A 12799-nucleotide genomic window follows, 5' to 3' on the forward strand; every position below is an offset into this window, starting at 1 on the left:
GGGTGCCGATGACGGAATGAGGACGGGACTTGGTCAAGATCAGTGATGTGGCGCGGCACGCGGGTGTCGCGCCCAGCACGGTGTCGTACGTGCTCAGCGGCAAGCGCACCATCTCCGAGGACACCCGGCAACGGGTGCAGGAGAGCATCGAGGCGCTCGGCTACCGCCCGCACGCCGGGGCGCGGGCCCTGGCCAGCAACAGGTCGAACGTCCTGGCGCTGATGCTGCCGCTGCGGCCCGGCATCCACGTCCCCGTCGTCATGCAGTTCGCGGCCGCCGTCGTCACCGCGGCCCGCGCGCACGAGCACGACGTCCTCCTCCTGACCCAGGAGGAGGGCGCCGACGGGCTGCGCCGGGTCGCCGGGAGCGCCCTGGCCGACGCGCTGATCGTCATGGACGTGCAGTTGCGCGACGAGCGGATCCCGCTGCTGCGCGAGCTGAACCGGCCTTCGGTCCTGCTCGGGTTCCCGGCCGAGCCCGACGGCCTGACCTGCGTCGACCTCGACTTCCGGGCGGCGGGCGCGCTGAGCGTCCGGCATCTCGCCGAGCTCGGGCACCGGTGCGTCGACCTGGTCGGCTCCCCGCCCGAGGTCTACGAACGTGAGACGGGCTTCGCCCAGCGCGTCGCGGAAGGCTTCGCAGAGTCCGCCGCCGCCTATGGCGTCGCCAGCGCGGTCCACCCTTGCGAGGCGACCCCCGAGGCGGCACGCGCGATGGCGGAGCGCCTTCTCGCCCTGCACCCCGAGCTCACCGCGGTGGTCGTGCACAACGAACCGGTCGTGGCCCCCCTCGTCGCGGCCTTCCGGGAGCTCGGCCTCCGGGTCCCGGAGGATCTCTCCGTCGTCGCCCTCTGCCCCGACGAGATCGCCGCGCAGGCCCCCCTCCCGATCACGTCCATCGCGATCCCCGCCGACGAACTGGGCGCCCGAGCCGTCACCCTGCTCATGTCCAAACTCAAGGGCGTACCGGTGTCCGACGCCACGCTCCTCCCTCCGCGTCTCACCATCCGGGCCAGCTCAGCCCCCCGGCACTGAGGGAAACCGGCGTCGACGGCGCCTGTGACAAGACCCACACTCTCAGCGTTTTCCCAAGATGACCTTCGTTGTCATGTGCATGATACATATGCATTGCATGATGCAAAGGCCGGTCGCCCTCGCGGCCGGCCCGGACCCGGATCCAGCCGGATCGTCCAACGAAGCGCCACACGGAATCCCGCGCCGGCGGAGCCGTGGGCACGATTTCTAGGGATTGCCATGAACACCCCCCAGCCGTCGGCTCGGTCAGGAGGCGTGGTTGCCACGCTGGCCCTGGCGGGCACCACGGCCGCGATCATGCAGACGCTGGTCACCCCGCTCATCGCGGAACTGCCGAAGATCCTGCACACCACGGCCTCGAACGCCACCTGGGTCATCACGGTCACCCTGCTGGTCGGCGCCGTCTGCGTGCCGGTCACCGGCCGCCTCGGCGACCTGCTCGGCAAGCGCCGCATGCTGCTGGCCTGCTCGGTGCCGCTGATCGCGGGCTCGGTGGTGTGCGCGCTGGCGTCGTCGGTGGTGCCGATGATCGTCGGACGTGGCCTCCAGGGCATGGGCATGGGGATGGTGCCGCTCGGCATCGCCCTGCTGCGCGACGTCGTCGAGAAGGAGAAGCTCAGCTCGTCCATCGCGCTGGTCAGCGCCTCCATGGGCATCGGCGGCGGGCTCGGACTGCCGATCGCCGCGGCGGTCGCCGAGTACGCCAACTGGCGGGTGCTGTTCTGGGCGTCCGCGGTCCTGGCCCTCGGCATCGCGGTGCTGATCTTCCTGACGATCCCGAACGTCCCGGCCGCGGCCAAGGGCGAGCGGTTCGACGCGCCCGGCGCGATCGCCCTCGGCGTCGGCCTGGTGTCCCTGCTGCTCGCGGTCTCCAAGGGCGCCGACTGGGGCTGGTCCTCGGCCGTCACGCTCGCCCTGTTCGCCACCGCCCTCGTGGTGCTGCTCGGCTGGGGCTGGTGGGAGATCCGCACCCGGCAGCCGCTCGTCGACCTGCGCACCACGGCCCGCCCGCGGGTCCTGCTGACCAACCTCGCCTCGATCTTCGTCGGCTTCGGCATGTACGCCTCGATGCTGATCGTGCCGCAGCTGCTCCAGTTCCCGAAGGAGACCGGTTACGGCCTCGGCCAGTCCATGCTGGCGGCGGGCCTGTGGATGGCGCCCGGCGGCATCATGATGATGCTGGTGTCCCCGTTCGGCGGCAAGCTCACCAACCGGCGCGGTCCGAAGTTCACCCTGCTCAGCGGCATCCTCGTGCTCGCCGCGGGCTACGGCGCGTCCCTCGCGCTGATGGGCCACGCCTGGGGCCTCATGATCGCGATCATGATCATCAACAGCGGTGTCGGCCTGGCCTACGGCGCGATGCCCGCGCTCATCATGAGCTCGGTCCCGCTCTCGGAGACCGCGTCCGCCAACGCCTTCAACACCCTCATGCGGTCTCTCGGCACCTCGGTGGGCTCCGCCGCCATCGGCGTCGTCCTCTCCCAGATGACGATCAGCCTCGGCGGCTACAGCCTCACCTCCGAGGAGGGCTTCCGGGTCGGCCTCATGGTCGGCGCCGGCGTCGCCCTCGTCGCCGCGGCCATCACGGTCGCGATTCCGGCGGCCCGCCGCACCCCGGCTCCCGACGCCCGGCCGGTGGCACCGGCCCCGGTTCCCGTCGACGCCTGACCACCGCGCCCGCGGCCCCGGCCGGATCCCTCCATCCGCGGGGGGCTCCGGCCTTCCGCGTTCGAGGGGTCAGGAAACGGCGCCCCGTGGACGGCCGGGACATCCGGTCAGCGCCGCCAGTTGGCGTGCAGGTGGGCGACGAGCCACGCGGTGGCGGCTTCGACGTCGAGGTCGGCGTGGTCGAAGGTGTAGGGGCCGTAGATGCCGGTGGTGAGATCGAGCGAGTCGGCGCGGGCGAGGAAGACGATCTCCAGCCGGTCGTCGTGCCGCCGGTTGTAGGAGGCGGGGAAGTGGGCCTCGATCTCCTGCCGATAGGGGAGGGTCTGCGCGGTGCCTCCCCTGAGGCGTCCGTGCTTGACCTCGGCGTCGCCGAGCCGGAACCCCAGGTCCGTCAGCGCCTGGAGGAACGCGTCCTGGGCGGGCAGCGCGTGCACGGCGATCTCGTCGAAGTCCCCCCGGTCGATCGCCGCGTCGATCTTCATCGTGGTGCGGAGGGCGGCCCGCGCCCCGCGCAGCCGCCGCCCTCCGACATGCGTCAGCGGCATCTCCCATGGCAGTACGCAATCCACCTCCCGCACGACCGTCTCCCCGGGGGACAGCGTGAACGTGGGAAGAGAGAACGCCGACACCACCCCCGGCTGCCGCCAGGCGAGTTCGGTCCCGCCCTCCTCCAGCCCCTCCACCCGGGTCACCAGCTCCATCGCCAGCCCCTCGACCCGCACCGCCGCTCCGCCGCCCTGAACCGTCACCGTCGCGGTGAGCCGCTCACCCGGCCGCCCCACCACCCGGTCCAGCACGGTCTCGACCTGCGGAGCCCGCGCCCCCAACGTCCCGAAAAACGTCCGAAGCCCCACCGAGCACCCCCGTCGCCGCCGAACTCCCGCGCCACCCTAGACGCCTCACCATCCCGCCCGCATGAGGCAGTGAGCCGCCCCGAAGGTTCCGGACAGTGGCCCCACTAGAATGGGGTAGTCCGGAAAGGTAAGTGATTTGGCTCGTTCGAAGAGGAATTACTCTCCTGAATATCGGCAGGAAGCCGCCAGGTTGGTGGTGGATTCTTCCCGTCCGATCGCACAGGTCGCGAAGGAGCTCGGCATCAATGCCGGGACTCTGGCGAATTGGGTGAGTGCGTACCGGCGTGAGCATGCCGGGGAAGAGGCTCCTTTGACGCTCGATGAGCGGGTGCGCCTGAAGGAGCAGGAACGCGAGATCCAGGAACTCAAGATGGAGCTCGAGTTCGTAAAAAAAGCGGCGTTGTACTTCGCTCGGGAGCAGCGGTGACCTCGAAGTACGAGTTCATCGACGCGGAGTACGCCAACCCTTCGGTCGTCATCGGCGATAGATCGCCGGCAATCGTTCAGATGTGCGCATGGCTGGGTGTCTCGCGCTCGGGATTCTACGAATGGAGAAGCCGGCCGGAGTCGGCGACCGCGCGGCGCCGCGATGAGCTGAAGGCGTGGGTGAGGCACTTCTTCGACGTTTCCGATGGGACGTACGGGTATCGGCGGATCCACACCGATCTGGTGGAACAGGGCGTGCCCGCCGGGCCGGAGCTCGTCCGCTCGGTCATGCGGGAGCTGGGGCTGGAGCCCTGCCAGCCCAGGCCATGGCGCGTCGGGCTGACCGAGCAGGACGGCCAGGCCCACCACGTGCCCGACCTCGTGCAGCGCGACTTCACCGCGTCCGCCCCCGGCGAAAAACTCGTCGGCGACATCACCTACGTCGAAACATGGGAGGGCTGGATCTATCTGGCGACGGTGATCGACTGCTATTCCAGAGCCGTCATCGGCTGGGCGATCGGCGAGGACTACAAGACCCCGCTGATCGAGAAGGCGATCGGCATGGCGGCCCGAAACCACCGGCTGGCCGAAAGCGCGATATTTCACAGCGACCGCGGAAGCAATTACATGTCCAGGCAGTTCGCCGAGACCCTGCGGCGCCTCCGGCTACGGCAATCGACCGGGCGGACCGGAGTCTGCTGGGATAACGCACTCGCGGAATCCTTCTTCGCCGCACTGAAGAACGAGCGCGTCCATCGGACGGAATATCCCACTCGAGAACACGCACGCCGGGACATCATCAAATACATCGAGCTCTGGTATAATCCCCGGCGACGGCATTCAGCACTCGGCAACAAGAGCCCGGCCCAGGTTCACACTGAGTACCTGAACTCCCAGCTCTCAGCGTGAATTGACCGCAAATAGAGCTGTCCGGAATCAGCGGGGCACATCACAGATGTCCCGCCTTTCCCGGCCGGAGAGCGCTCCGGCCGGGGGACGTCGTCATCGGGCGGTGAGGGTCTGGGTGAACCAGCGGACGGTGGTCAGGTTCTCGGTGGGGGCGGGGGCGGGGTCCGGCCTAGGGTGAAGAGGAGGAGGTCCTGGAGGTAGGTGGGGGCGGCGACCAGGGAGATGGGGAGTCCGCCGGACAGGCGGGGATTGACTTCGACGACGTGGGCGGGGGTTTCGGGGTCGGGGGAGAGGAAGCCCTGGACGTTGCAGGCCGTCGTCAAGGAGAGGGACTTGCCCAAGGTCGCGGGAGCCGCGGCCGAAGCGCGGCTTGAGCACCCAGGGGCCGGGCACGCCCGCGGCGGAGCCGTCACCGGTGACGGGCGCGGGCACGGCGAACGCGTCGAGGCGGGCGGCGAAGGCGAGCTTGTCGAGGCAGGTCGCGACGGTCTCGCGCGCGGGGAACCAGGCCGCCGTGCCCTGCGCGGCGAACGCCTCCTCCAGGCCCGCGACGGCCAGCAGTTCCTCGGCCACGGTGACGAGCACCGCGTCGCAGCCGCGCGCCGCCTCGAGCAGCCGCCCGGGGAGGTCAGGGTCGTCGGCGGACGGCAGCACGACCGACGGGTGGCCCTGGTGCAGCCCGGCCGCCAGCGGGTCGCGGTCGGCGGCGACGGGAAGGCAGCCCAGCCGGGTCAGTTCGGCGAGCACCGCGATCCCGGCCGGCCCTCCGCAGCCGGTGACCAGGACCCGCAGGCCGGAAAGGGGGGAGGTCATCGGCGGGCCTTTCTGCCGGGAAGCCGGGTGGCGATGAGGAAGACGACGGTGGTGAACAGCAGAACGTAGGAGAAGACGGTCCCCACCCAGTCGTGGAAGGCGACCATGGTCGGAACGCCGGCGGCGCCGCCCACCCGGATCACCGCGACCAGCCGCGGGAGGTTGCCCGCGGCCATCAGCGTCAGCGCGGCGAGCGCGCCGCCGATCCGCCGGCGCAGCGTCCCGCCGAGCAGGAACAGCGAGACGCAGACCGCGGCGGCGCCCATGGGCAGGACCGAGCACGACGGCGTCACCTGGATGAAGAACGCCTGGTAGCCACAGGCCACCGCCCTGCGGGGCCGGGTGCTCGGATCGCCGCCACCGTTTATCGGTTGACCGAAAAGCGACGACGTCGCAGAGCATGGGGGACCTTTGCGCAGCGCCTTCGCCGGTCACGACGAATGACCAGCGGGGACCCTCGACGGGTGTAGGAGGCGTTGGGCGTTCGATGCGAGGCGCGTCGTCCTCGGCCGGGAAATGTCAGACCAGGGCGGGAGGATGGAGGCATGAGCAACGTTGCGCCGACCGCCATCGTCGATGAGGCCGCCTACACCGCGGCCGTCGAGCTTGCCGTGTCCTCGTCCGCCGCCTACTACGGCGATGGATCGTCCACCGTGGACGATGACACGTACGACCAGTTGGTGCGGGCGATCGCGGCGTGGGAGGCGGAGCATCCAGAGCAGGTGCGGGCTGATTCGCCGACGGGGAAGGTCGCCGGAGGGGCCGTTACGGGGGATGTGCCGCATACGCGGCCGATGCTGTCGCTCGACAACGTGTTCTCGGGCGAGGAGCTTCTCAAGTGGGCCGAGGGGCTGGAGCGGCGGCTCGGCGGGCCGGTGGCGGGCTGGGCCGTCGAGGCGAAGCTGGACGGGCTGGCGATCTCGGCACGGTACCGGGAAGGGCGGCTCGTCCAGCTCGTGACGCGGGGCGACGGGCTCGCGGGGGAGGACGTCTCCCATGGGATCGGGCAGATCGTGGGGCTGCCCGCGGAGCTGGCCGAGCCCGTCACGGTCGAGGTCCGCGGTGAGGTGCTGTTCACGACGGCGCAGTTCGAGACCGCGAACACGCTGCGCATGGCGCACGGGGGCACGCCGTTCGCCAATCCGCGCTCGGCCGCCGCCGGAAGCCTGCGCGCCAAGGACAGGCCGTACAAGGTGGAGTTCACGTTCTTCGGCTACGGCGCGCTGCCCCTGGCGGAGGCGGGCCCCGAAGGGCTCCTGGCGCTGCCGCACACCGGGGTCATGGAGTACGTGGCGAGGCTCGGCGTGCAGACCAGTGCCGCCGCGCTGCCGGGCCCGCTCGGGTACGGCGATCTCGAAGGCGTCACCGCCCGGATCGCGGAGATCGCGGCGGCCCGCGCGGAGCTGGCGTTCGGCATCGACGGCATCGTCATCAAGGCCGACGGCGCCGAGGACCAGGAGAAGGCGGGGCTCTCCTCGCGGGCGCCAAGGTGGGCGATCGCCTACAAACTGCCCGCCGACACCCGGACGACGGTCCTGCGCGGCGTCGAATGGGCCGTCGGCCGGACGGGGATCATCGCGCCCCGGGCCGTGCTGGACCCGGTCGAGATCGACGGCGTCACCGTCACCTATGCGACGCTGCACAATCCAGCCGATATCACCCGGCGGGATCTGATGATCGGCGACACGGTCAGTGTGAAGCGGGCCGGGGACGTCATCCCGCGCGTCGAGGCGCCCCTGGTGCAGGCGCGGACGGGGGAGGAGCAGCCGATCGCGTTCCCCGAGACGTGCCCGCGCTGCGGCGGCGCGATCGACCGGAGCCAGGAGCGGTGGCGGTGCGAGCTCGGGCGCGCCTGCAACACCGTCGCCTCCATCTCCTACGCGGTCGGCCGCGACCAGCTCGACATCGAGGGGCTCGGGCAGACGCGGGTCGTCCAGCTCGTCGAGGCGGAGCTGATCGCCGACTTCGCCGATCTCTTCGCCCTCACCCGCGAGCAGCTCATCGGCCTGGAGCGCATGGGCGACACCTCGACCGACAACCTCCTTGCCGCGATCGAAGCAGCGAAATCCCGTCCGCTCAGCCGGGTCTTCGCGGCCCTGGGCGTGCGGGGCACGGGCCGGTCCATGTCCCGCCGGATCGCCCGGTACTTCGCCACGATGGACCTCATCCGCGCCGCCGACGTCGACTCCGTCCAGAAGGTCGAGGGCATCGGGCCGGAGAAGGCGGTCGTCCTCGTCGCCGAACTCACCGAGATCGCCCCCCTCATCGACAAGCTCGCGTCCTTCGGCGTCAACATGACCGAGCCGGGCGCGACACCGCCGTCTGCGGAGGAGGAGACCGTGCCAGAAGCCTCCGGCCTGCCGCTCGCCGGCATGTCCGTCGTCGTCACCGGCGGCATGACGGGCCCGCTGGAGAGCCTGTCCCGCAACGAGATGAACGAGCTCATCGAACGCGCGGGCGGCAAGGCCTCCTCCTCGGTCTCCAAGAAGACCGCCCTCGTCGTCGCGGGGGAGAAGGCGGGCTCCAAACTCACCAAGGCCACCGACCTGGGCATCCCGGTCATCACCCCCGACGAGTTCGCCGAACGCGTCGCGGACTTCCTCGGCTAGCCCGTTCCCCCCGGTCGGGGGTACATCCCGTTGGGGAGAGAACGCATGGGCGCCCGGCTCGTCCTGTCCGACCCGGACGGCGCGTTCATCGCCCGGTATGACGGCCCGGCCTGCGCCGACGACGCCCTGACCCCGAACCCGGACGGCACCGTCCGCATGGAGCGGGCCGCGGAGCACCCTGGGCCAGGCACGGCGTCCCCGGCTCCCTGACGGGCCGGGTGCGAGCTCTGCCCGGGTTCCGGGCCGCGCCGCGGTTTCGCTCGGGCGGGCCACGGGGCGCACGCGGCGCATGCCGGCACGGCCAGGCCGAGGGCGCAGCCGGGCCCGTCCGCCGCCGGCGCGCGTGGCCGTTCCCCGGCAGGGGTCGTGGTGGTGTCGCCCGTACCTGACGGGCGCGGGCAGGTCGTACCTGTCGAACGGTTGTGGCGGCGCCGGGAAATGCTCGGTGCGGTGGTGCGGGCGCGCGCTAGCGTGGGGGGATGTGCACTTACGCGGAGCACGTCTACAAGCTGCACTACGTGTGCGTCGACTGCCGGTGGAGCTGCAAGCGGTCGTGGAGCGCGGAAGGCGAGCTGTGCACGCGCTGCCGCAGGCCCATGGCCTGCGCCGGGCACGACTTCGCCGCGCCCCGCAAGGGCGACGACCGCCGCTGGTCCGCGGTCGCCGCGGTGCTCGCCGCGGGCCTGCGCTACGAGGGCTTCGAGCCCTGCGGCTGCGGCCGCGAGCCGAAGTACCGCCCCCGCACCGGCGCCGATGTCCGAGCCCGCCGCCGCATCATGGCCCGCACGGCCCTCCCCGAGCACGCTGCCCTCGCCCTGCGCGACCCGTCCGACGCACTCCCCGCCCCACCCGACGCCTGACCTCGCCCACGGCGCCGGCGCACCCCTGCCGAGGCAGGGGCCCCGGGCCCCGTTCTGCCCCTGCCTACCGTGGGCGGGTGCGCGCCACACCCGGTAGGCAGGGGCCGCACCACCGCGACCCGCGGGCGAGTACGGCAACGCCTGCCGAGCGGGGTACCGCGGCCTCTCGACCCGGTTCCGTGCGGCGGGCCGCGAGCGCTGAGGCCGAGGCCCCGGCCTCGCGTGCATTCCACGTGTTCTCCTTCTCCGATCGGGTCGACCTCTGACCGCTCCCGTGGGCGCGGTCGGGTCGCCCGTGTCGATCTTCGGTTGGGTCATGGTGCTGCGGGTGCCGTTCGGTGGGCTCGGTCTTCGGGTGGGTCGTCGGCTGATCCGGGGCTGTGGGGCTGGGCTGGGCTGGGTTGGGTGAGGTGCGGGCGGGCCGTGCGGTGGAGAGGGCTCGAGCGGGCGTGTGTGCGCGAGAGATGGCGGTGGAGGGGCGCGGGTGGCGAATTTCTGCCCGGGATCGGGCAGGGAGCGGGGTTCTCGCGGGAGGTGGGGGAGGATCGCGGGGTGGCGCATGAGGATCTGATCGCTCATCTCCGTCGGACGAGCGGGCTCGGGGAGGGGGAGGCGGCCCGGGTCGTGGACGAGGTGCTGTTCTACTTCGGGGAGCCGGTGGAGGAGTTCGTCCGGCGGCGGCATGTGGAGCTGCGCGAGCAGGGGCTGCGGAACGAGCAGATCTTCGAGCTGGTGGCGGCGGAGCTGCCGGTGCGCCTGGTACTTCCGCCGGAGCTGTCGCTGCGGCAGATCCGGCGGATCGTCTACGGGTGAGAGGGGCGGGCGCATGTGCGGGATCGTCGCGTACATCGGGAGCAGGGACGCGGTGCCGCTGCTGGTCGGCGGGCTCCAGCGGCTGGAGTACCGGGGGTACGACTCGGCCGGCGTGGCCGTCGTGGGCAGGAACGGCGAGCTGAGGGTCCGCAAGGCCAAGGGACGGGTCGGGCAGTGCCTCGCCGACCTGCCCGCGAGGTTCAAGGGTTCGCCCGGCATCGGGCACACCAGGTGGGCGACGCACGGGGAGCCGAGCGACGCCAACGCGCACCCGCATGTGGCGGGCACCGTCGCGGTGGTGCACAACGGGATCATCGAGAACGCCGACGAGCTGCGCGCCAAGCTGGCCGCAGACGGCGCGGTGTTCGCCTCGGAGACCGACAGCGAGGTGCTCGCCCACCTCATCGCCCGCGCCCAGGCCGACGAGCTGGAAGAAGCCGTCCGCCAAGCGCTCCAGGAGGTCGTGGGCACCTACGGGATCGCGGTCGTCGACGCGGCGCGGCCCGATCGGATCGTGCTCGCCCGCAACGGCAGCCCCGTGGTGCTGGGCATCGGCGAGCGGGAGATGTTCGCCGCGTCCGATGTGGCCGCCCTGGCCGGGCACGCCCGCCAGGTCGTCCATCTCGACGACGGGGAGCTCGCGGTCCTGGAACCCGGCGGGTTCCGTACCTTCACCCTCGAGAAGCGGGCGACGACCAAGCTGCCCAGCGAGGTCGGGCTCGACGAGGAGTCCTACGAGCGCGGCGAGCACCGCCACTTCATGATCAAGGAGATCCGGGAGCAGCCCGCGGCCGTGGCCCGCGCGCTCACCGGCCGCCTCGACACGCGCTTCCACACCGCACACCTGGGCGGGCTCAACCTCGATCCGCGCGAGGCCCGCGCCGTCCGCCGGGTGAAGATCATCGGTTGCGGTTCCGCGTACTACGCGGGGCAGATCGGCGCCCAGCTCATCGAGGAGCTGACCAGGATCCCGGCCGACGCCGAGCCCGCCTCGGAGTTCCGCTACCGTAACCCGGTCGTCTCGCCCGACACGCTCTACGTGGCGGTCAGCCAGTCCGGCGAGACCTATGACACCCTCACCGCCGTGCAGGAGCTGCAGCGCAAGGGCGGCAGGGTGCTCGGCCTCGTCAACGTGGTGGGCAGCGCGATCGCCCGCCAGTGCGACGGCGGCATCTACCTGCACGCGGGACCGGAGCAGTCGGTGGCCTCCACCAAGGCGTACACGTCGATGACCGTGGCCTTCGCGCTGCTCGCCCTCTATCTCGGCCGCATCCGCGACCTGTCGCCGGACGCGGGACGCCGCATCGCGAACGGGCTCAAGGCGCTGCCCGGGCAGATCGAGCGGATCCTCGCCCAGGAGGACCGCATCAAGGAGGTCGCCGGAGCGCTCGCCGAGTATCGGAGCGCGTTCTTCGTCGGACGGGTGCGCGGCTATCCCGTCGCCCGCGAAGGCGCGCAGAAGCTCAAGGAGATCTCCTACATCCACGCCGAGGCGTACCCGGGCAGCGAGCTGAAGCACGGTCCGCTCGCGCTGATCTGCCCTGAGCGCCCGACCGTCGCGATCGTCCCCGACGACGAGCTCCTCGCCAAGAACCTCACCACGCTGGGCGAGATCCGGGCCAGGCACGGCCGCATTCTCGCCGTCGCGCACACGGCTCCCGGACCCGCGCTCGCCGACGACGTCATCCTCGTGCCGAAGAACGAGCCGGAACTCGACCCGATCCTCCTGTCCGTCCCGCTGCAACTGCTGGCCTACCACGCGGCTCTCGCACTCGGCCATGACATCGACAAACCGCGCAACCTCGCCAAAAGCGTCACCGTGGAATGACACGGGCGCGCCGCCACCGGTCCCGCGGGTGCGACGCGCCCGCGGTGGCCGCGTCCGGCCGGACGCAGGGGTTCTCGCGTCGTTGACGGCCACCGAGAGACGCCTGAGGATGGTGGTGCCCGCTTTGTATGCGTACGAGAAGGGGCTGCCGGATGGCTGCTCGGGCAGGTACGCAGATGCTCGGCTTCACGATGGGCTGCTCGCTGATGCCGTTCGGCCTCGGCGGGGCGACCGTCGTCGTGCTCCTCCTGGAATGGCTCGCGCCCGACGTCATCCCGTTCACGCTCACCGCCTTCTGGACCCTCCCGCCGGACGAGACCGCCGCGTTCGGCGACGCGGTCGTCTCGGCCTGGCCGGTCCTGCTCGCGGGCCTCGTGTCGTCCCTCCTGCGGATGCCCGGCGCCATCGCGATCCGGCGGAACATGCCGAACCTGCCGCCCAACGCCGTGGTCCATGTGCTCTCGCCCGGGCGGATCCTGGTGACGAGCACCCTGGAAGAGGTCTTCAACCGCTGGCTGCTGTTCTACGCCGCGATCGCGGGCGCCGCCTTCGCGGACTTCCTCGTGCTCGGTTTCGCCGGCGCCCACCCCGTCCGGTGGCTGTTCGAGGACGTGCTGATCCCGGTGGCCGACTGGGCGACCTGGCACCAGGCGCACGACATCCTCACCGGCTACTCCTGGACGGTCGGGGCGGCCCTTCTCTCCAGTAACGCGAGGTTCCGCAATGGACACGCCTATCAGGGGTGGTTCGGCTGGATCTGGTCGTGGTACTTCGGCGTGGCCCTGTTCGTCATCACCTTCGACCACGGCCTTCCGGTCGCGATCGCGGTCCACGTCGCCTACAACCTGGTCCTCGTCGCCGCCCACCTCCTGATAGTGCGCGCCCACCCCGTCATCATCGAGTTCCCCGACGCGGCGCGGGACCCTTACGCCTGACCCGCGCCGCGCGATCCGCCCGGGGACGAGTCCCGGTGGCGCCCGACGCC

The 12799-nt window shown here is 71.2% G+C and carries 12 protein-coding genes; 9 read left to right on the forward strand and 3 right to left on the reverse strand.

Features of this window, described 5'->3' with window-relative positions; translation table 11 throughout:
* Nucleotides 1-29 precede the first annotated feature (29 nt).
* Both EDD29_RS15995 and EDD29_RS16000 read left to right on the forward strand, forming a co-directional pair.
* Entirely contained in the window at nt 30-1034 is a 1005-nt protein-coding gene (locus EDD29_RS15995) for a LacI family DNA-binding transcriptional regulator (RefSeq protein WP_123665175.1), read from the forward strand.
* A 255-nt stretch (nt 1035-1289) separates the two neighbouring features.
* Nucleotides 1290-2702 (forward strand): MFS transporter, encoded by a 1413-nt coding sequence (locus tag EDD29_RS16000; protein ID WP_246052799.1) that lies wholly within the window; start codon nt 1290-1292, stop codon nt 2700-2702.
* 107 nt (nt 2703-2809) lie between these two features.
* On the opposite strand, the gene EDD29_RS16005 is transcribed toward EDD29_RS16000, so the two are convergent.
* Complete coding sequence (locus EDD29_RS16005; protein WP_123665177.1) at nt 2810-3556, reverse strand: sporulation protein; 747 nt, start codon at nt 3554-3556, stop codon at nt 2810-2812.
* A gap of 136 nt (nt 3557-3692) precedes the next feature.
* Between EDD29_RS16005 and EDD29_RS16010 the strand changes: the two genes are divergently transcribed.
* Nucleotides 3693-4891, forward strand: a protein-coding gene (locus EDD29_RS16010) for an IS3 family transposase (RefSeq protein WP_123665178.1) whose coding sequence is annotated in 2 segments (ribosomal slippage) — nt 3693-3942 and nt 3942-4891 — 1200 coding nt in all. Because the reading frame shifts where the segments join, the coding sequence is not laid out codon by codon here.
* Between the two features lie 93 nt (nt 4892-4984).
* Here the strand turns inward: EDD29_RS16010 and EDD29_RS16015 are convergent.
* Both EDD29_RS16015 and EDD29_RS16020 read right to left on the reverse strand, forming a co-directional pair.
* Complete coding sequence (locus EDD29_RS16015) at nt 4985-5704, reverse strand: ATP-grasp domain-containing protein (RefSeq protein WP_123665179.1); 720 nt, start codon at nt 5702-5704, stop codon at nt 4985-4987.
* The gene (locus EDD29_RS16020) at nt 5701-6030 is read right to left on the reverse strand and encodes a hypothetical protein (RefSeq protein ID WP_123665180.1); all 330 of its coding nucleotides are present in this window, start codon (nt 6028-6030) and stop codon (nt 5701-5703) included. Before EDD29_RS16020 ends, EDD29_RS16015 begins: the two co-directional genes overlap by 4 nt.
* A 219-nt stretch (nt 6031-6249) precedes the next feature.
* Between EDD29_RS16020 and ligA the strand changes: the two genes are divergently transcribed.
* From ligA to EDD29_RS16045, 6 genes are all read left to right on the forward strand, one after another.
* Nucleotides 6250-8313: an NAD-dependent DNA ligase LigA gene (ligA, locus tag EDD29_RS16025; RefSeq protein WP_123665181.1), complete on the forward strand. Its 2064-nt coding sequence runs from the start codon at nt 6250-6252 to the stop codon at nt 8311-8313.
* Nucleotides 8314-8358: 45 nt separating this feature from the next.
* Nucleotides 8359-8523 (forward strand): hypothetical protein, encoded by a 165-nt coding sequence (locus EDD29_RS45465; protein WP_170201427.1) that lies wholly within the window; start codon nt 8359-8361, stop codon nt 8521-8523.
* A gap of 269 nt (nt 8524-8792) precedes the next feature.
* Nucleotides 8793-9173, forward strand: coding sequence for a hypothetical protein (locus EDD29_RS16030; RefSeq protein ID WP_211359741.1), 381 nt, complete (start codon nt 8793-8795; stop codon nt 9171-9173).
* 552 nt (nt 9174-9725) lie between these two features.
* A complete protein-coding gene (locus EDD29_RS16035; RefSeq protein ID WP_211359742.1) occupies nt 9726-9986 on the forward strand; it encodes a hypothetical protein in 261 nt (86 codons plus the stop codon).
* A 13-nt stretch (nt 9987-9999) separates the two neighbouring features.
* A complete protein-coding gene (gene glmS / locus EDD29_RS16040) occupies nt 10000-11814 on the forward strand; it encodes a glutamine--fructose-6-phosphate transaminase (isomerizing) (protein WP_123665182.1) in 1815 nt (604 codons plus the stop codon).
* 152 nt (nt 11815-11966) lie between these two features.
* Nucleotides 11967-12749, forward strand: a complete 783-nt coding sequence (locus EDD29_RS16045) for a hypothetical protein (protein ID WP_148085979.1) — start codon at nt 11967-11969, stop codon at nt 12747-12749.
* Nucleotides 12750-12799 lie beyond the last annotated feature (50 nt).

The sequence above is a fragment of the Actinocorallia herbida genome (assembly GCF_003751225.1).
Classification (GTDB): Bacteria; Actinomycetota; Actinomycetes; order Streptosporangiales; family Streptosporangiaceae; genus Actinocorallia; species Actinocorallia herbida.

Excerpts from the sequence above, each read along its gene's own strand:
- EDD29_RS16015 (WP_123665179.1), bottom strand. The coding sequence starts at position 5,704 with ATGACCTCCCCCCTTTCCGGCCTGCGGGTCCTGGTCACCGGCTGCGGA.
- ligA (WP_123665181.1), top strand. The coding sequence starts at position 6,250 with ATGAGCAACGTTGCGCCGACCGCCATCGTCGATGAGGCCGCCTACACC.
- EDD29_RS45465 (WP_170201427.1), top strand. The coding sequence starts at position 8,359 with ATGGGCGCCCGGCTCGTCCTGTCCGACCCGGACGGCGCGTTCATCGCC.
- EDD29_RS16030 (WP_211359741.1), top strand. The coding sequence starts at position 8,793 with ATGTGCACTTACGCGGAGCACGTCTACAAGCTGCACTACGTGTGCGTC.
- glmS (WP_123665182.1), top strand. The coding sequence starts at position 10,000 with ATGTGCGGGATCGTCGCGTACATCGGGAGCAGGGACGCGGTGCCGCTG.
- EDD29_RS16045 (WP_148085979.1), top strand. The coding sequence starts at position 11,967 with ATGGCTGCTCGGGCAGGTACGCAGATGCTCGGCTTCACGATGGGCTGC.